Below are 18,709 nucleotides of genomic sequence, written 5' to 3'. Positions count from 1 at the left end.
GGAGAGAAGAATGAGTGAGCAAAATCCCTATCAACAACTGGGCGTAACCGAAGATGCTTCTTTTGAAGAGATACAAGAAGCAAAGTTACGCTTAATGAAAGAATATGAAAATGATCAACGGCAGAAAGATGCGGTAGAAGCCGCGTATGATTCAGTAATTATGGAACGGTTGCGTTTGCGTCAAGAAGGAAAAATTAAAGTTCCTGAGCGTATTCGCTTTCCTGAACGCGCCAAGCCCCCCAAACCCAGTCCTCAACAAGTGAATCAGTCTAGTTCTCCTGCTTGGTTACAACGGTTGCTTGATACTCCCTCCCGTAATGATTTATTAATTTCTTCGGGAATTTATGTGTTGTTAGCCGTTTTAACCTTAACGACTAATGGCAATGCTTCCTTAATGTTATCACTGGGGTTTGCAGGGAGTGTTTATTTATTAAACCGTAAGGAAAATCGTTTTGGTCGCTCCTTGCTCATTAGTTTAGTTGGTTTATTAATTGGGGTAGGCATTGGATCTGCGATTGCTGACATTGTAGCCACAGGAATGCCCGCAGAACAGTTTACCAGTCTTACCGTTTTATTTTTATTTTGGTTAAGTAGTAGCTTTCTCAGATAAAATGCTGAACAGTTGTAGTTAAGGAACGTAATATTAATGAGTGAGGAGTCGGTAATTCCAGTTGTGGTGAATGGCGCTGCAGGCAAAATGGGGCGTGAAGTCGTCAAAGCAGTGTCTCAAGCCGAAGGAATGATGTTGGTCGGAGCGGTGGATCAAAATCCTGCCTATATTGGGCAAGATGTGGGAGAAGTGGTGGGCTGTGGCCCCTTGGAAGTTCCTTTGCTCAATGAGTTACAGGGAACATTAGTCATGGCAACTCAATATCCCACACAAGGGGTAATGGTTGATTTTACGCACCCTGATAGTGTGTATGAAAATACTCGTACCGCGATCGCGTATGGGGTACGCCCTGTAATAGGGACAACAGGCTTAAGTGAAAAACAACTCTCAGATTTAAAGGATTTTGCAGAAAAGGCAACAACAGGGGCGTTAGTAGTTCCTAACTTTTCCATTGGCATTGTGTTACTACAACAAGCAGCGATTCAAGCCTCAAAATACTTTGATCATGTAGAAATCATTGAACTCCACCATAATCAAAAAGCTGATGCGCCCAGTGGAACTGCTATTAAAACTGCTCAGATGCTAAGTGGGAAAGAAGAAACTTATAATCCTCCCCAAGTAGAAGAACAGGAAACCTTAGCTGGTGCAAGAGGGGCATTAGCCAATGATAATATTCATATTCATAGTGTCCGTTTGCCTGGATTGATTGCTCATCAAGAGGTAATTTTTGGGGCAAGTGGACAAATTTATACCTTACGCCATGATACCAGCGATCGCGCTGCCTATATGCCTGGGGTAATTCTCGCCATTCGCAAAGTAACAGAACTTAAATCATTAGTTTATGGTTTAGAAAACATCTTATAGTCTAAGAAATGGGAAAATTATTGATCAGAAAGAACAAGTAAAAATCATCTCAGTTGAAGGTTGCTATGACACTCTCCCACCCCCCGAAAAAAGCGGTTGAATCTGATATTGATCAGATGCTAAATAGTGTATTGACCGAGTTAGAAGACATCCTAGAAATTAAACATTATTGGCAATCCTCATCAGAGACAGGAAAAAGCCCTATCGCCTTAACTAAAAGGTCGCCTATTCAGACGGATGAATTTAATTACCCTCCTGTCTCGTCAGTTTATGAAGATTCGGGGGTTGGAATTAGGACTTCTCCCTCTCCTCGTCACTATACTTCTGCCAAGCCTCCTCTCTGGCTCCGAAACTTAGATAAAATTATTTTTGCATCTTCTTGTTCTCTACTGTTGTGGGTATTATTTCTACTGCAAAGAGAACAGCAATTTTTAGGAGTAACTTTAACCCAACTACAGTCTTCGATTAACCTTTCGGAAACAGAAACCCCCGAACCCCCTGATAATACTGCCGAGTTTATTGGGTATATGGAACGGGCTTTAGCGGAAATTGATCGTCAAGAAGCCCTCAAAGCCAGAGCTGAAGATTTAACTCCTGCTGTGACTCCCTCAGTGGAAGTTCCCCCAGTTTCAACTACCCCAAAATCAGAAGAAGAAACTGCTACTGCCCCTTCTTCTCCGTCACAACCTCAAACCGCTTCCTCACCTGCTTCTTCAACCAATCCTCAGGGCGGATCAGAAACAGAAATTGCCTCACTGCCAGCTTTACCGCCACCGCCTCCTCCCAGCGAATCAGAAGCAGGTACTAGTACCACGCCCAGTCAACCCCCCTCCCCAAGTGCCGAAAATAATCCTCCCACAGAAAGTAAAAGCGAAACCACCCAAACAACAACTGAAACTGAAGAAAGCTCTCCTGAAATTGAAAGACATTCCCGTTTAGATCTTGAAGAAGAACCACCCCTTCCCACTACAGAAGAATCCACTTCCACCTCTCCTCAGTCTGATCAAACCTTAGTCGGGTTACTAGAATTGGGAGACCACTCGGCTGCCCTAGTCAAAGTGAAAGGGGTTACTCAACGAATCATGATTGGAGAGAGTGTCCCTGAAAGTGAGTGGAAATTAGCAGAGGTTTCTCACAATAAGGCAGTTTTTGAAAATGGGAATCAAGAAAGAGCAATGTCTGTTGGAGAAAGTTTAATTAATAATTAAGGAGTTAAAGTTTTGGGTTTATTAGATGATCTCACTAAATTTCTAGAAACGCGTTTAGATGAATTTCTAAAAAATAATCCTCACTTAGAATTGCAAGCTTTAGAAGAACAATTAAAAGAAGAAGAAAAAGAAGCAATTCGCTTAGTTTTAGACTTACAAAAACAGGAAAAAAAGTTAGAAAATGAAATCCTTGCTATTGCTGAAGATGTCAAACTATGGCATCACAGAATTGATAAGGCAAGAGCGGGGAATCGAGAAGACTTAGCCCAAGCTGCCCAAGAAAAAGAAGCTAGTCTCCTTCGTTTAGGTAATCAACGCTGGGGGCAAATGAAAGCAGTTCAGGAGAAAATTCAGAAAGCAAGGGAATTAATTGAAGAAGTAAGAAAACGTCAAAAGGAAGTTAAGGCAAAAGCACGAGCAGCACAAGCTAACCAGCAAGCAACCAATAGTAATGTTACTAGTGGCTGGAATGCTGGTGAGTCTTATTACAACCAGGGATTTGGTTATGGTACTGGACAAAGCAAGTATGCTTTTGATGATTTAGAAGAGAAATTTAGAAATTGGGAAGTAGAAGAGGAGTTAAAACAAATGAAAGAACATTAGGTTATTTGTCCTTTGTTGTTTGTAAACCAATGACTAAGTCAGTTTGCACCTATAGCAATATGATCTCATTTGTAAAAACTAACTCAACCTTACGTAGGCTGAAAGCCGTGCCGAAGGCTTCCCCCCCACCCCCCTTACTAAGGGGGGAATTAAAGGGGGGATCCCAACTAAAAATTTACAACTGATTTAGGATTGCTATAGTCTGAATTATTGCGCTGCTTCCTTAATCGCTATATTTTCTGGTAGTGTTTTTTCTCCTTCTTCTCTGGTTATTGGAAGGGTACGTTTATAATTTTGTAGAATCTCACTCGCGATCTCGATGATCTCTAAATCAACATCTTTTAAGGCTAATTCTAAAGTGGGAACAATTTTAGGAGAAAAGACCCTTCCAAGAGATTTAATCGCTAGCTTTCTCACTTCAGAAGAAGAATCTTGGCTAAGGGTTTCTAGGGCTTTGATGGCTTCTTCGACTTCTAAGTTTAGACGTTGACCGGTAATAATTTTCCCCAGCACTAGAGCAACTGAAGCCCGTATCCGCTCATCTGGATCTAAAACATAAGAAGTAATCTGAGGAATTTGTGCTAAGTTTTGACGCTTTCCCCAGGTTACTAACCTTTTAACGATTACTTTTTTTTTTCGTCATCGTCATCGTCAAAAAGTTCAAATAGGCTTTCTACTTCCTCATCCTCTTTTTTATCCTCAGCTTGATTGGATGATGTTTCCTCTTCAGAAAATAAAGAATCTAAGTCCTCTAGTTCTTCTAGTTCATTATCAAAGCTGGAACTTTCTTCTTGGTCGATTTGTGCTTCTGCTGCCTCAACATCATTAAAAAAGCTCTCAAATTCGTCTTTTTCTGTATCCGCTGTAGCGGGGCTGGCAGGTTCTTCTTCTTCAACATCGGCAAATAAGGCTTCAAATTCATCCTCTTCCCCTTCTGCACTCTCTCCTTCTCCTTCAAAAAAGAATTCGTCAAGCTCTTCATTAACATCGTCAGTGATGTTTTGAGAAGTTTGGCTATCCTGAGAGAAATCATCACTGGGGGTTTCGATTGTCTCTTGAGTTTGAGTAAAGTCTGTTTCAGGTTCAGGGAAAGCTGTCTCAGTTTCTAAGTTAGGTCTTTCCTCTGGTTCGGTTAACCCAGTGGTTTGGGGGGTAAAGTCTGTTTCAGGTTCGACAAAAGCTGTAGTTTGTTCAGTTGAGGTTTCCCTTTGTTGGGTTTCTAGCTCAGTTTTTGGTTGAACTGTCTCGGCAGATTGAGTTTCTAATTCTGCGATGCGTTCTTGGGCTCTGGTGAGTTCTTGGTTAAGCTGTTCAATGCGCTGCTCGTAGTCATCCTTAGTTTGCGCGATCGCGCTTTTTTCGGCTTCTAGGGCATCAATTTGCCTTTGGTAATCAGCATTGGTCTGTTGTAATTGATTTTGTAAGGCTTCTACCTGTTCTTGAGAGCCTGAATCTTGACGCGCTTGCTCTAATTGTTGTCGTAATTGCTCAACTTCTGCTTGGGCATTCTCTTGAGCAACAGCGACTTCTTGTTGCACTCTTGCCTCAATCTCTTGTTCTTTTTTGCCTTCATAATCTTGCTTTAAGCGTTGTGTCGTTTCCTCAATACGCCTTTCATGTTCTTTTTCTAACTGCTTGCGCTGGTTTTCTAGCTTTTTGGCTTGATCCTGTTTTATTTGGGTAACTTGGCGGCTTCTATAAAACCAAACCCCTAGACCGGCAAGAATTAGACCAATAATAAGACCGAAAATAAATTCCATTGATATTTCTCCTTTAATTTACAGTATGATTTTTAACACTGAGCATAACAGTAATAGTTACAATCACAAATTAACTAAAAAAAATTTTAACGGTTCTAAGCAAGCCCTTTTTCCAAAACATAACTATCATGACATAGGATCTGAAAATAAAGATGAAACACTGGTTCAATTTTTTACTATTCAGTTTAATTCTTCTTGCCACCGTGACCTTGATTTTAACTCATAGTGGAACTTCTCCAGCCTTGGGAGAAGATCAAGATGAACTTTACCTAGCTTACCCTCCTTCTGAACATGAAACCGCAGCCGAACAAATTTTTCTCATTGGAAGCGCCCCTGGTGCTGTCTCTGTCAACGGAAGCCCCATTGAACAGAATGATGCTGGACATTTTGCCCCTAGTTTCCCCCTTGAAATGGGCGAGAATGAGTTTACCCTGCACCATGATGATCAAGAAATCTCAGTAGAAGTCACAAGAGTTTCCGCCATCCCTGAACCGCCAGAAGAAGGGGGATTTGTTTCTGACTCAGTTACTCCGTCGCAACCAATAGCGCGGTTGCCAGAAGAATTGATCTGTTTAGAAGCTATCGGGTCACCTCAAGGAGAAGTTCAAGTCACTCTTAATGATAGAGCTATTTCGCTCAAACCTCAACCGAAAAACCTCCTTCCTCCTAATTATGGGGTTTTAACAGGCAATAATGAACCTCTAGGGAAGCCTAATCAACTTTATCAGGGATGTTTCACGGCTGAAAATCCTGAGAATCTCGGAAATCCTGTTTATACCATGAACTTGGGAGAAGAAACCTTTACCGCTTCTGAGACGGGAGACATTACCATTCTTTCCCGTGACGAGTTAGAAGTGATTGAAGTAACAGAGAAAGAAGGAATAGCGCGCACTGGCCCCGACACTAGCTATACTCGTCTTACGCCCCTACCAAAAGGGACAATGGCAACAGTGAATGGTAGAGAGGGAGACTGGCTTCGGTTACAATATGGGGCTTGGATTGATGGGGAAGACACGGAACTTAAACCCAATATTTCCCCTGTCCAAACCACGATTCGTAGCATTCGAGGAGAACAAAAAGCAGAAGCCACGGAGATTATTTTTCCCTTACAAGTTCCAGTTCCTGTGAGTGTCAAACAAGGGGATGATCAATTTAGTCTCACACTGCATCATACTACCGCACAAACCCATAATATTCACCTTGATGATGATCCCCTGATTCAACGCTTAGATTGGAAACAGATTGATTCTGATACTGTCGAATATACCTTTCAACTCAAGTCAGATCAACAGTGGGGATATGATTTACACTATGAAGACACGAATCTCATTTTATCCTTAAAACATCCTCCTGAAAGAACAGGAAATCTTGCTGGTATGAGTATTTTAATTGATCCCGGTCATGGTGGGGATGATTTAGGGGCAAAAGGGCCCACGGGCTATCCTGAAAAAGAGGCGGTTTTAGTCACGTCTAAGTTGCTACAGGAGGAATTAGAACAACGAGGGGCAACGGTTTATATGACTCGGGAAACGGATAAAGATGTTTCCTTACAGGAACGAATGGCGATGATTAATGAGATTAAGCCCACGATCGCGCTTTCAGTTCATTATAATGCCCTGCCTGATGATGGAGATGCTATTAATACTAAGGGAGTTGGTATGTTTTGGTATAACCCCCCTGCTCATGATTTATCAGTCTTTCTCCACAATTATCTGGTAGAAGAGTTAAACCGCCCCTCTTATGGCATTTTCTGGAATACCCTTGCCCTCACGCGCCCTCACACCACCTTAGCGGTGTTGTTGGAGTTAGGATTTATGATTAATCCTGATGAGTTTGAATGGATTATTGATCCCCAAGCGCAAGCGGAACTGACGGCAAAACTAGCAGAAGGAATTGAAGTGTGGTGGGAAAATCATGCTTCTAGCTGATACTGTTGTTGTAAGCTCAGTAATTTCTCACTGGCTTCTGGGGCATTTTTCGCTAATTTGGCAAATTCTAAGAAGCGTTTCAGTTCTTTCCGTAACAGATTGCGTTCTACTTCCCATGTTTCCCGATCTAAAAGTGGCGGAATGACAATCATATCAAAAATTGTTGCTTCACTTTTTCCAGCATGAGGACGTAAGACTCTCCCCCGTCGTTGAATAAATTGGCGGGGGTTTCCTGTACTGGCTAAAATGATGGCGTGACGAATGGCGGGAATATCCACTCCTTCATCTAAGCAGTGAATGGCAACTAAGCCTTGTAAGTCTCCCTTTTCAAATTATTAAAGTCAGCGAAGCGGTCACCCACCCCGCTGCTCTTCAAAACGGTACGTGAGACTTTCGCCTCATACCGCTCCTCAATTAGACGGCTGTTGTCATCAGTACGTCACCAACATGTCGTTTTCCCACCGATAGTTCCATGGTATAGCTGAAACTGCCCCTGTGGTACTTCCGTCCATGGTAGTTTTTTCATCGTGGCAATGTCGATGGAGTAGTTGTAGATTCTCATAGTCATCCTTACCGCCCTTAGAACGGGGAATAACGTGGTCTACCTCCCATACATCTCCATCTCGGAAAGCCAGTCCGCAGTAGTTACACTTCCCTTTTTGCTTTTTGAGCAAAGATGCTGTTCGCTTTGGCATCTCAGGATGTGCCCCTAATCTCGTGCTCCAGTAAACTACGTCTCCGTCATAAGGACTACATTGCCCCTTAACTTTGACATATTTCTCGACGATTTCTGTGCTTGAATGTTTAAAAAGCACGTATTGATTTGAGCCTTTTTTCTTCGGTGTTGCAAATCGCCAATTACTACCACCTACACGCCGGAAATACTTTCCTTGTACGAATTTCTTCCCTTTGTTTTGATGGCGTTTTACACCCCATCTCAATAGTCTCCAATACATCAGATAGTCTAATCGGTTGAACACTCTAGAACATCCTTTTCCTATCTTGAAGTAATTGCACCATCCTCGGATTATGGGATTCAGTTCCGCAATCAGAGCCCTCTGTGGCGACCCCTTATGCTTTTCTATAACCTCACACATCCTTTGGTAGTGCTTCTTCTGACTATCTTTACTCGGGGTAACGAGCGTTTTAAACCCTAGTAATTGCCCATTTACCCTCCCTGTATTATATTTACCTACCCTTTTCTGGCAGATATTGAAGCCTAAGAAATCAAATCCTGCTTCCTCGTTTTTATGGGTTTCGAGGGTGTGGGCGATTCTAGTTTTGCTCGGTTTTAGCTCCAGTCCCATGTCTCCAAGCCACTTCTCCAAAACCTCTTTACATCTCTGGACAGCGGCAAGGTCTTTGTGTAAGACGACAAAATCATCTGCATAACGTATAACGCTTACAGAGCCTACTTTTGTTTGCCAACTTACCTGACCCCCATTTTTACGTCTCATGTCGAAACCTCGGGCGACAGATTTAATCTCATTTTCCATGCCGTGGAGGGCTATATTCGCCAAGAGTGGAGAAATGACTCCACCCTGCGGTGTACCCTTAGATGTTGCAGAGAACTTCTTGCCTTCCATTACCCCAGCTTTGAGCCAAGCACGGATTTGTCTCCGAAACTTGGGGAAGGTGTTTAGTTTGTCCAGAAGTCTCTCGTGATCGATCCGGTCGAAACATTTTGAGATGTCCGCATCGAGCACGTATTTTGGTCTTTGCTTGATGGCCAAGAAGATTGCTGTTATAGCATCATGGGCTGAACGTCCTGGCCGAAATCCATAAGAGTTCGGTTCAAAAACCGCCTCCCATTCTGGCTCTAGCGCCAGCTTGACTAACGCCTGAAGTGCACGGTCATACATGGTAGGTATTCCCAAAGGTCTTATTTCCCCGTTAGGCTTCGGAATTTTCACCCTCCGAGCTGGCTTAACCTTTGAACCCAAGTCCATCTGATTCACGAGCTTCATACGCGCTTCTGGGGACAAGGATTTAACCCCATCCACTCCTGCCGTCTTTTTGCCCATATTATCCTGAGTAACTCTACGCACCGCTAACACTTTAGCTGACCAGGACTTAACTAAAAGTTTCTGGAGTCTGCGAACTGTCTTGACATCTCCACGAAGAGACGCTTTGTAGATGCGCTTTTGAAGCTTATAGACGACACGCTCGACTTTACGCCAATTGATATCGCCCCATTCATACATCGGTTTGTTGCCCGTGTTCATAACATTTGTACCTCTACTCGTACCTCTACATTCCATCTAATCGTGAGTCCGTCAGCATATCCCTGATATTACTCAAGGCATTCGCTTCTGACCCAATCTCTCTCTCTTGCTACCTGCCAAATGAAAGCAGATTTTGCGTCTTGGTTGACTACTTAGCTCATCGACCAGAACTAAGAGTATGCAAAAGAGTTACTTCGTTCCCTATAACCATTGGTTCGTCTCCTTTAGGAGGGGTATTATTCACCGGGTCCATTTGGTGGCGCTGACAGATGTTCCAACACACATCTGTCACCAGACCTTGGCCTTTTGGCTCATCCAGGGCAACCTGATTTCCCTGGTCCTTTATATCGATGATTCTGTCATACCCTTAGTCCATGTTCTCCGTAGAGACCTGCTCACGCGGCTGGGGGTCCAGGTTACCAAAACCACAGCCTTTTAACGCTTTTATTCCCGCTTCACGGATTGAAGACCACTCGCTACCGTGGGGAAAATGCTTTCAACTGAGCGCCTCAGCGACAGGACTTGAGTTTTTATGGCTTTATGCCTTCCAATGGTCTTAGCTGTCGCTACATTGGTCACTCTCACCTGTAAGGTTATAGAGTTGTCATCTGGTGTGGGACTTAAAGTGCGAACTCAACCCTTGCAGGTTACCTCACCAGAAGCTAGTCGTCCCCATCACTCTTTGAGCGTGTTTAGACTAAACGAATCGCACGTTGGCGCAAAGTTTCCCTTTCTGTGAGGGGAGTTTCGGCGGTGTAACTGTGAACCCGAAATCCCAATTCTTTTCCTAACATCCGAGTGACGGCGCTAACTTGGCGAGACATCCCATCAAGAGAGCCATCGCCACAGTAGAATAAGGTATGACTGGTGTTAAGACGGGATGACATGAGTTGGGCTAGGGTGGGGAGTTTATTTTCCGCAGTTCCCACTAAGCGCGATCGCTGCATCAGTAAATTCGTCACTGTTTCATTGCTTTTCAGATTGGGATCATCGGCTAACGCCCAGCCAATGCGTTTGGTTAGTTTGGCATAAGCGAGTGCCTCAGACTCAGTTAAGGGGACAAAGACAGGATAATAGTAATAGGGAACTAAAGCCCCTTGCGCGATCGCGTCTCTTAAAGTAAACTCAGGCTTTAAAACCTCTCCAAAATAGTTAAAAACGGCCTCAGTTCCTGTTTCATCAAAATAGCGTTCTGGTGTTGCTGATAATCCTAAGCGTAAGCCAATGGTTTTCGGTAAACTCTCTACTAAACGCGGTGAACCTAAATGATGGGCCTCATCACCAACAATTAAGGTTTTTTCAGGAAAATAACTGAGTTGCGACTGAAATCCCTCGCTGATAAAGGTAACATTAGTGGTAATAACCGTTAAAAAGTTTTGATTGCCTTGAGTGACTTGATAAAGCTGGCTAGATAATTTGGGTTGCCATTGTTGGACATTTTCAAAGGCTAAAAGAGGCTGTAAATTAAAACGCTGACCTTCTCGCGCCCATTGCGTTACTAAATGCCGATAGGGACAAACCACCAGCAAAACCTGTAAGCCAATTTTCTCATAAAGTTCTGTCGCAATAGCAAGAGCGGTAATGGTTTTCCCACTACCCGTTGCCATTTTCAGCATTCCCCGTCCCCGATGCCGAAACCAATTAGCCACAGCTTGACGCTGATAATCTCTTAAAGCTAGAGAAGCGGGAAAACAGGGAACTCCCTTATCTTGATAGTAATAGTTTCCTTGAGATTCCCGAACTTTTTGCTGTTGGGAATCATATTGTTGGGCTAAAACTTCCCACTCAATTGCATCTAATCCCATTTCTAAAAACTCAAAAGCCATAATTATTATCAGGAGGATTCAGCTTGATAAAAGACTAAACTACTATAGAGATGGAAAGCCGCATCCCAAACGGTTTCATAGCGTCGTTGTAAATTAATTTTTGGAGAAATTCCACTGAGTAATTGAGGAAACGCGATCGCGCTTTCACCAAATATCGTAAACTCTTTCCAAGTAATAACATTAGGTAATTGTTCTTCTAAATACTGTAATAACTGTAACCAATTGCGACGTAAAGTTTCCCCTTTCTGAATCTGTTCTGTTAACGGGAAACTGTGTTGAAATTGATATTTTTGATCACACAAGCGAAGAATTGCTCGTCGTTTTGGCAGATGGAGATCATAAAGCTGGACATAATCTAAAATTTCGGTTTTTCGTTGTTTTTTTCCCCGATTATTTTTAGTAAGAATTTCTTCAAAAATGGGAACTCGCCCTGTAACTTTCGCGCTAATTTCTGACCATGGAAACGTTAAACTCCCCTCTTGACCATTACTGAGAGAACAACGAGCAGTTACCGTCTCTCCTTCACAACGAAGGTATTGTACTTGAAAAACATAAAGACTCTCTAGAGTATCAAGGGGAAGATAAAAACAGGGAATATTGGCTTCTTGTAACACTTTACTGTAATGGAGGAGTTCTTGCCTTCCCCCACTCCGAAAGAGTCGCCATCCTCGACTAGGAAGTTGTAAGCGGGCATTATAGGGATCTATTTGAAAGGTGGTAGCAAGAGTTTGGGCAGCTACTTTCTTTTCCTCGGTGGGAACAGCGCTTAACACAAAAACCGCTAACTCGTCTTCCCCGAGGGCTTCTTGGCTTTGGTAGTTCTGCTGTTGCCTTGGACTGCTTTCGAGGTGACGGAGGGCTTCTCGGGCTTGCCACAGTAGTTTCCGATTGCTACTGCTTTGAAGCACTGAAATATAGGTATTTCTAGCGGTTTCAATGTTTCCGTTGGCTTGCTCAATTTGTGCCGTGTAAAATAGTAACCAAGGGTGATCCCGATATTTTTGTTTGAGGGTATTTAGGAGTTGATGAGCAGTATTGTAGTCTTGTTGCGCGATCGCGCTGGCAATTTCCTCAAACATTCCAAAATCAAAATAGATTTGCAATTCTTATTTTAGTTCTCTATTTTCCTTTGCTGAGAACCTTCTCATCCAAGGCGAGAAAAACCCTCACTTCATTTTAACGGGGGAACAAAACGCTGGGTACACACTGAGTTTTTATTAAGTATTATGACAAATAATCATCTGCATCCCCCATTTTTCCGTTTCCTTTTATTTCAACAAGTAAACAGCGTAATATTTCTCAGCATTGACAAGTTGCCCCCCTAATAGACGACAATAGAGCGACTGGGTCAATATTGAATCGCCTAGTATCATAAACAACAGCTAAGTACCATTGGAGGGTCGCTGTGAATACAAATGTTAGTCTTTCCGCCAAAATTCCCCAAGAACTTCACGAGTCCTTACAAACCTACCTGGCAGAAAATCCGAATTGGGATCAAGATCGTCTGTTAGCCGCTGCTTTATCCCTCTTTTTGCTCCAAAATAGTCAAAATAAGGTGAAACAAAGTTCGCAAACCTATCGCAGTTGCGCTCAGGTTTATTTGGAAACCCTTTTTGGTTAGACTATCTCCAAACAATCAAATTTTTTAAAGCGGGATAGAGTTCGGGTAAAATCTTTGTAGTTTCTCCCATCCCGCTACTTGCTAAGCACCGAATTTATGAGAAGATAGCAAAAACTGTTGTTTACCCACTTTTGTGGCTTCCTCAAGCGTGCTTGTTGAGAATATCTATGGAACTGCAAAATCTATCCCGTCGAACCAAAATTGTTGCCACAGTTGGCCCTGCAACCTTAAAGCCTGATGTTCTCCGTGATTTAATCAAAGCCGGTGCAACAACACTGCGATTAAACTTTTCTCATGGAACACAAGAAGATCACCAGCGCAGTATTCAGCTAATTCGCCAAACTGCCTTTGAACTTAATCAGCCAGTAGCAATTTTACAAGATTTACAAGGCCCTAAAATTCGCCTTGGTCAATTTGAGAATGGCTCAATTACTCTCGAAAAAGGCGATCCGTTTATTTTGACCAGTTATCCCATAACTGGCACTAAAGAAAAAAGTTATGTTAGCTATGATCTATTAGCTGATGAAGTTCCTGTAGGGGCAACAATTCTCCTTGATGATGGTCGAGTAGAAATGAAAGTAGAAGCTGTTTACCCTGAAAAACAAGAAGTTCATGGTCGGGTTGTTTTTGGGGGCGTTCTTTCTAATAATAAAGGGGTGAATTTTCCAGGAGTTTATCTCTCAGTTCGAGCATTAACCGATAAAGATCGTCATGATCTAATGTTTGGGTTAGATCAAGGAGTTGATTGGATCGCCCTAAGTTTCGTTCGTAACCCCCAAGACATTTTAGAAATCAAGGAAATTATTTCTAGTGCAGGAAAATCAGTTCCGGTCATTGCCAAAATAGAAAAGCACGAAGCTATTGAACAAATGGAGGCAGTGTTATCTCTGTGTGATGGGGTAATGGTGGCAAGGGGAGATTTAGGGGTAGAGTTGCCTGCTGAGGATGTTCCCGTTTTACAGAAACAATTAATTGTCACTGCTAACCGATTAGGGATTCCGATTATTACTGCCACTCAAATGTTAGATAGTATGGCGTATAATCCTCGCCCTACTCGCGCTGAAGTTTCTGATGTGGCAAATGCAATTCTAGACGGCACTGATGCTGTGATGTTATCTAATGAAACTGCGGTAGGGAAATATCCTGTAGAAGCAGTGGCAACGATGGCGCGCATTGCCAGTCGCATGGAAAGGGAAGAGCCCACCCCCTCTGAGAATCTAGACACCACTAGCACCATTCCCAATGCTATCTCTAGTGCAGTGAGCCAGATTTCTGGTCAGTTGAATGCCTCAGCAATTATGACCTTAACTAAAACTGGGGCAACCGCAAGAAATGTCTCAAAATTTCGTCCGCAAACGCCAATTTTAGCAGTTACACCTCATGTGGATGTAGCTCGGCAGTTACAACTGGTGTGGGGAGTTAATCCCTTATTGGTGCTTGATTTACCTTCCACAGGGCAAACTTTTAAGGCGGCGTTAAATGTTGCCCAAGAGAAAGGGTTACTCTCAGAAGGAGATTTAGTGGTGATGACTGCTGGCACGTTACAAGGGGTTGCTGGTTCTACTGATTTAATTAAAGTAGAAGTAGTAACTGCAGTTTTAGGGCGTGGCGTAGGAATTGGTCATGGAACAGTGAGTGGTCGCGCCCGGATTGCGAAAAGTGCACAGGAGGTGGGAAATTTCCGCCCTGGGGAGATTTTAGTGGTTCCCTATACCGATGCCGAGTATGTGGAGGCGATTCGTAAGGCAACGGGCATTATCACTGAAGAGGGAAGTCTTACCAGTCATGCTGCGGTGATTGGATTACGTTTAGGGATTCCTGTGATTGTTGGTTTTGAAGGAGCAACAGATACTATTCGAGAGGGAGCCATTTTAAGTTTAGATGCTCAACGAGGCTTGGTATTTTCGGGATCAGTACCTGCAGGAGGGCATTTTAATGAAGGGGCTGGAACCGAAATTTCTCTACCTTCCTGATTCCTGTGGTGCGATATGGCTGGGGCAAATTTGTTAAACGCGATCGCGCCTCCATCGGTCACAATTAAAGTCAGTGAAGAGGTCACCCCCTCCACTGCTCTTCAAAACGGTACGTGAGACTTTCACCTCATACCGCTCCTCAGTTAAACGGCTGTTGTCATCAGCACGTCACCAGCATATCGTTCTCCCATCGGTAATCCTTTGGGATGATGGTAGCCACGCGGTCGTAACTCCCATCCGTTCTGGTCTTTTCATCGTGGCAATGTCGATGGAGTAGTTGATAATTCTTGTACTCGTTCTTACCACCTTTTGAGCGGGGAACGATATGGTCAACCTCTAATAAATCTCCATCTCGGAAAAACAATCCGCAGTGAGCGCATTTCCCTTTCTGCTTTTTGAGCAACGATGCCGTTAGCTTTGGCATCTCAGGGTGTTTGCCCATTCTTGAACTCCAATAGATTAAGTCGCCGTCATAGGGGCTTTTATCTCCCTTAACTTTGACATGGCGGACGATTGCTGTCTGTGAGTGCTTCATCAACACTATAGGATTCGACCCTTCACGAGGAGTAGTAGCAAATGTCCATTTATCGCCACCTATCGTTCGGAAGTATTTGGACTTTATCCATTTTCTTCCTTTGTTTCGATGACGTTTAATACCCCACTTAAATAGTTTCCAGAAAGTCAGGTAGTCTAGTCTCGAAAAGACCTTTTGACTGACTTTCGTAGAGAAGTAATTACACCAACCTCTGATTATGGGATTAAGTCTAGTAATCAGAACAGCCTGTGACTGTCCCTTATACTTATCTATCACCTCACAAATTCTTCGGTAGTGTCTTTCCTGACTCTCCTTACTAGGGGTGATGAGCGTTTTGAATCCCAGAATCTGACCTTTTGAATCCCTTCCTGATGTATATTTACCCACCTTGTATTGGCGGATATTAAAGCCTAAGAAGTTAAATCCTGCTTTTTCGTTTTCGTAATTTTCAAGGGTGTGGGCGATTCTGGTTTTGCTCGGTTTCAACTCTAAGCCCATGTCTGTCAACCATCCTGTGATAACCTCTTTACATCTTTGGACAACGGCTAGGTCTTTATGTAAGATTACGAAATCATCCGCATATCGGACTATACTAACAGAGTCTTTCTTATCCCTTAATGGTAATTGATATCCATTCGGACGCTTCATATCGAAACTGCCAGCAATAGATTTAATCTCGTTTTCCATACCGTGGAGGGCGATATTAGCCAATAGCGGAGATACGACCCCACCCTGTGGCGTACCCTCAGACGTTGGTGAAAACTTCTTGCCTTCCATTACCCCTGACTTGAGCCACGCTCGGATTTGCCTCCGAAACGTGGGGAAGGTATTTAATTTATTCAGAAGTCTTTCGTGGTTAATACGGTCGAAACATTTGGATATATCCGCATCAAGCACGTATTTGGGTTTGAACCGAATAGCGTCGAAAATTGCTTCAATGGCATCATGGGCTGAACGTCCTGCTCGGAACCCGTAGGAATTTGGTTCAAAGACCGCCTCCCATTCAGGTTCTAAGGCTAATTTTACTAACGCTTGAAGCGCACGGTCATACATGGTAGGTATTCCCAAAGGTCTTTCCTCCCCGTTAGGCTTGGGAATCCTCACCCTTCGAGTTGGTTTGACCTTTGAACCCAGTTTCAGATTATTTACGAGCTTCATACGTGCTTCTGGGGACAAGGATTTAACCCCATCCACTCCTGCCGTCTTCTTGCCCTGATTATCCTGAGTAACTCTACGCACCGCTAATACCTTAGCCGACCAAGACTTGTTTAACAATTTCTGGAGTCTGCGAACTGCTTTGACATCTCCACGACGAGACGCTTTGTAGATGCGCTTTTGGAGCTTATAGACGACTCTCTCGACCTTATGCCAATTGATGTCGCCCCATTTAATACATCGGTTTGTGTCCGTGTTCATAACTTATGTACTCTTACTTGTACCTCTACAATCCATCTAACCGTGAGTCCGTCAGTTTATCTCTTCTGTTACAAAGAGCGTTTGCTTCTGACTCAATCTCTCTCCCCCGCTACCTACCAAATGAAAGTAGATGTTGCGTCTTAGCTGACTACTCCACTCATCGACCAGAGTTGAGAGTAAACGAGGGAGTTACTTCGTTCCCTGTGACCTTTGGTTTGTCTCCTTTAGGAGGGATACTCCTCACCGAGCTTATGGGTGGCACTGACAAGTAGACGAGAATCCTCTTGTCACCCCAACTATTGCCCTTTTTTTGGGACTCCCAGAGTAGTCAGCCTGATTTCTCTGGTTAGCGGTAACGATGATTCAATCGTATCCTTAGACCTTGTTCTCCTTAGAGACTTGCTAACGGGACTGGGACACAGGCTATCCTTCCTCTTTCCGCTTCTATTCCCGCTTTACGGATTGATGGCTAGTCGCTACCGTAGGGAATATGCTTTCAACCAAGTGCCTTGGCGACAGGACTTGAGTTGTTATGGGAGTTACCCCTTCCAGTGGTCTTTGCTATTGCTACACTGGTCACTCTCACCTGTAAGGTCACAGAGTTGTCATCTGGGAGGGATTAAAGTGCGAACTCTACCTAATCGGTTACCCCCCAGAAGCCAGTCGTCCCCATCACTACAAGAGTGTGTTTAGACTGAACGAATCGCACTCCCGATCCACTTGATAGCCATATTATCTAGGAAAGACCTGATCGCGCTAAAATAGCCGTACCGTAAGCTGCATCTGTGTTGGGAGAAGGCTTAACTGGAACTTTTAAGAATTGTTCCCGAATTTTTTGCCAAACTTCATTTTTTGCGCCACCGCCTGCAGTATAAACTTTTCTGAGTGGAGTTGCGCCCAATTCCTGTAATTTTTCATAGCCTTGAGTTTCAATGCGAGCAATACTTTCTAGCAAGCCTTGTAGGAATTTAAAATCATCATCAGGGCGCGGTGAAAGTTTGGGTAACTGGTTAGGATTGTTAATAGGAAAACGTTCCCCAGGTTCTAATAAAGGATAGTAATCTAAATTAGTCGGTTGGGTATAGTCAATTTTTAGAGAAAGCTCTTTCAATTGTTTATCGCTAAAGAATTGCCTTAAAACTTGACCACCTGTATTGGAAGCGCCACCAGTTAACCAGAAATTACCAAAACGATGGCTATAAATTCCATATTCTGATGCTTGCACAGGGCTTGAACTCAAGAGTTTTAAGGCTAAAGTGGAACCAATAGAGGTTACGGCTTCTCCCAGTTGATTAGCTCCACTGGCGATAAAAGCGGCAATACTGTCAGTTGTTCCCGTACAAATTTGGCATTGAGGAGTAATTTTAAATCTCGCCGCCATCTCGTTTGTGATAGAAGCTATGGGAGTTCCTGGGGAAAAAACTTGCGGTAAGATTGAGAAGTTAGGATGTTGTTTTAGCCATGGCGGATAACATAAATTCTCCACATCGTAGCCTAATTTTAGAGCATTATGATAGTCGCTGATGCCGAGTTGACCATGAAGCAGAAAAGCAAGCCAGTCTGCTTGATGAAGAAAATAATGGGCTTGGGAGATAATCCCTTCTTGCTCCCAATATAGGAGTTTGGCAAAGCTAGAGGAGGCACTTTGCACCACATGATCAGCAGGGGCAATTTGAGTAAGGCGGTTTATAATTTCCTGTGAGGTGCGGTAGGAGTATAATAGCGGTTCAGTCAGTGGCGTTCCTATCTCATCACACAGTAGAACAGTAGAGGAAGTGCCATTGATAGCAATTTTTAAGAGATTTTCTCGTAGCGCGATCGGTAAATCATTAATCAGGGTAAATAAAGCTTTACGCCATTGCTGAGTTTGGTGATCATTATTGGAAAAGGAATAGTCTGATTGAGCTTGAATGGTTTGATTTTCATCAATAACAACCGCTCTTGCCCCAGAAGTACCAAAATCAATTCCTAGATAAAACATTACTTTTGCTCATGAGCAACCCCTAACTAAAAGTGCGGAACCCGGGACTTGAACCCGGAAGTTCTTACGAACACTAGAACCTGAATCTAGCGCGTCTACCAATTCCGCCAGTTCCGCTAAACTAACCGTAAATTGTCATTATCTCATTGATAACGAGAA

General features: G+C 43.3%; 13 protein-coding genes, 1 tRNA gene and 2 pseudogenes. 7 read left to right on the top strand and 9 right to left on the bottom strand.

All coding sequences use genetic code 11. The annotated features are described in order from the left end of the window. The first annotated feature begins 10 nt into the window (after positions 1-10). The 4 genes from FRE64_RS15310 (at position 11) to FRE64_RS15295 (ending at position 3,285) form a co-directional block, all read left to right on the top strand. Positions 11-610, top strand: a complete 600-nt coding sequence (locus tag FRE64_RS15310) for a CPP1-like family protein (protein ID WP_146297026.1) — start codon at positions 11-13, stop codon at positions 608-610. A gap of 36 nt (positions 611-646) precedes the next feature. Further along, a complete protein-coding gene (gene dapB / locus FRE64_RS15305) occupies positions 647-1,474 on the top strand; it encodes a 4-hydroxy-tetrahydrodipicolinate reductase (protein WP_146297025.1) in 828 nt (275 codons plus the stop codon). A gap of 65 nt (positions 1,475-1,539) precedes the next feature. Continuing rightward, positions 1,540-2,682, top strand: a complete 1,143-nt coding sequence (locus FRE64_RS15300) for a hypothetical protein (RefSeq protein WP_146297024.1) — start codon at positions 1,540-1,542, stop codon at positions 2,680-2,682. A gap of 12 nt (positions 2,683-2,694) precedes the next feature. Then, the gene (locus FRE64_RS15295; protein ID WP_146297023.1) at positions 2,695-3,285 is read left to right on the top strand and encodes a TIGR04376 family protein; all 591 of its coding nucleotides are present in this window, start codon (positions 2,695-2,697) and stop codon (positions 3,283-3,285) included. A 207-nt stretch (positions 3,286-3,492) separates the two neighbouring features. Here the strand turns inward: FRE64_RS15295 and FRE64_RS15290 are convergent, their stop codons facing one another. Together FRE64_RS15290 and FRE64_RS15285 are read right to left on the bottom strand one after the other, a co-directional pair. Next, positions 3,493-3,798 (bottom strand): HEAT repeat domain-containing protein, encoded by a 306-nt coding sequence (locus tag FRE64_RS15290; RefSeq protein ID WP_222597834.1) that lies wholly within the window; start codon positions 3,796-3,798, stop codon positions 3,493-3,495. 110 nt (positions 3,799-3,908) lie between these two features. Beyond that, positions 3,909-5,045 (bottom strand): hypothetical protein, encoded by a 1,137-nt coding sequence (locus FRE64_RS15285; RefSeq protein ID WP_146297021.1) that lies wholly within the window; start codon positions 5,043-5,045, stop codon positions 3,909-3,911. A 152-nt stretch (positions 5,046-5,197) separates the two neighbouring features. Between FRE64_RS15285 and FRE64_RS15280 the strand changes: the two genes are divergently transcribed. Then, the gene (locus FRE64_RS15280) at positions 5,198-6,973 is read left to right on the top strand and encodes an N-acetylmuramoyl-L-alanine amidase (protein WP_146297020.1); all 1,776 of its coding nucleotides are present in this window, start codon (positions 5,198-5,200) and stop codon (positions 6,971-6,973) included. On the opposite strand, the pseudogene FRE64_RS15275 reads toward FRE64_RS15280, so the two are convergent. From FRE64_RS15275 to FRE64_RS15260, 4 genes and pseudogenes are all read right to left on the bottom strand, one after another. Next, positions 6,958-7,305, bottom strand: a pseudogene (locus FRE64_RS15275) (helicase-related protein); the annotation flags it as partial. The gene FRE64_RS15280 and the pseudogene FRE64_RS15275 overlap by 16 nt on opposite strands. A gap of 99 nt (positions 7,306-7,404) precedes the next feature. Further along, complete coding sequence (gene ltrA, locus FRE64_RS15270) at positions 7,405-9,198, bottom strand: group II intron reverse transcriptase/maturase (protein WP_146297019.1); 1,794 nt, start codon at positions 9,196-9,198, stop codon at positions 7,405-7,407. Positions 9,199-9,908: 710 nt separating this feature from the next. Continuing rightward, positions 9,909-11,003: pseudogene (locus tag FRE64_RS15265) on the bottom strand (DEAD/DEAH box helicase family protein); the annotation flags it as partial. Between the two features lie 29 nt (positions 11,004-11,032). Continuing rightward, positions 11,033-12,127 (bottom strand): hypothetical protein, encoded by a 1,095-nt coding sequence (locus FRE64_RS15260; protein ID WP_246140337.1) that lies wholly within the window; start codon positions 12,125-12,127, stop codon positions 11,033-11,035. Positions 12,128-12,429: 302 nt separating this feature from the next. On the opposite strand from FRE64_RS15260, the gene FRE64_RS15255 reads away from it, so the two are divergent. Continuing rightward, positions 12,430-12,645: a DUF2811 domain-containing protein gene (locus tag FRE64_RS15255; protein ID WP_146297017.1), complete on the top strand. Its 216-nt coding sequence runs from the start codon at positions 12,430-12,432 to the stop codon at positions 12,643-12,645. A gap of 167 nt (positions 12,646-12,812) precedes the next feature. Then, positions 12,813-14,618 (top strand): pyruvate kinase, encoded by a 1,806-nt coding sequence (gene pyk, locus FRE64_RS15250; RefSeq protein WP_146297016.1) that lies wholly within the window; start codon positions 12,813-12,815, stop codon positions 14,616-14,618. A 160-nt stretch (positions 14,619-14,778) separates the two neighbouring features. Here the strand turns inward: pyk and ltrA (FRE64_RS15245) are convergent, their stop codons facing one another. The 3 genes from ltrA (FRE64_RS15245) to FRE64_RS15235 all read right to left on the bottom strand — a co-directional run bounded on the left by ltrA (FRE64_RS15245) (position 14,779) and on the right by FRE64_RS15235 (position 18,667). Beyond that, on the bottom strand, positions 14,779-16,569 hold the full coding sequence (gene ltrA / locus FRE64_RS15245) for a group II intron reverse transcriptase/maturase (RefSeq protein ID WP_146294929.1): 1,791 nt from the start codon (positions 16,567-16,569) through the stop codon (positions 14,779-14,781). Positions 16,570-17,305: 736 nt separating this feature from the next. Continuing rightward, a complete protein-coding gene (locus tag FRE64_RS15240) occupies positions 17,306-18,550 on the bottom strand; it encodes an FGGY-family carbohydrate kinase (RefSeq protein ID WP_146297015.1) in 1,245 nt (414 codons plus the stop codon). A gap of 33 nt (positions 18,551-18,583) precedes the next feature. Next, positions 18,584-18,667 (bottom strand) — tRNA-Leu (locus tag FRE64_RS15235). Positions 18,668-18,709 lie beyond the last annotated feature (42 nt).

Source organism: Euhalothece natronophila Z-M001, assembly GCF_007904085.1.
Classification (GTDB): domain Bacteria; phylum Cyanobacteriota; class Cyanobacteriia; order Cyanobacteriales; family Rubidibacteraceae; genus Halothece; species Halothece natronophila.
Note: the sequence above shows the minus strand (reverse complement) of the source record. Positions and strands in the feature narration are given on the sequence as shown.

Excerpts from the sequence above, each read along its gene's own strand:
- FRE64_RS15285 (WP_146297021.1), bottom strand. The coding sequence starts at position 5,045 with ATGGAATTTATTTTCGGTCTTATTATTGGTCTAATTCTTGCCGGTCTA.
- ltrA (WP_146294929.1), bottom strand. The coding sequence starts at position 16,569 with ATGAACACGGACACAAACCGATGTATTAAATGGGGCGACATCAATTGG.
- FRE64_RS15240 (WP_146297015.1), bottom strand. The coding sequence starts at position 18,550 with ATGTTTTATCTAGGAATTGATTTTGGTACTTCTGGGGCAAGAGCGGTT.
- FRE64_RS15310 (WP_146297026.1), top strand. The coding sequence starts at position 11 with ATGAGTGAGCAAAATCCCTATCAACAACTGGGCGTAACCGAAGATGCT.
- FRE64_RS15300 (WP_146297024.1), top strand. The coding sequence starts at position 1,540 with ATGACACTCTCCCACCCCCCGAAAAAAGCGGTTGAATCTGATATTGAT.
- pyk (WP_146297016.1), top strand. The coding sequence starts at position 12,813 with ATGGAACTGCAAAATCTATCCCGTCGAACCAAAATTGTTGCCACAGTT.
- dapB (WP_146297025.1), top strand. The coding sequence starts at position 647 with ATGAGTGAGGAGTCGGTAATTCCAGTTGTGGTGAATGGCGCTGCAGGC.
- FRE64_RS15280 (WP_146297020.1), top strand. The coding sequence starts at position 5,198 with ATGAAACACTGGTTCAATTTTTTACTATTCAGTTTAATTCTTCTTGCC.
- ltrA (WP_146297019.1), bottom strand. The coding sequence starts at position 9,198 with ATGAACACGGGCAACAAACCGATGTATGAATGGGGCGATATCAATTGG.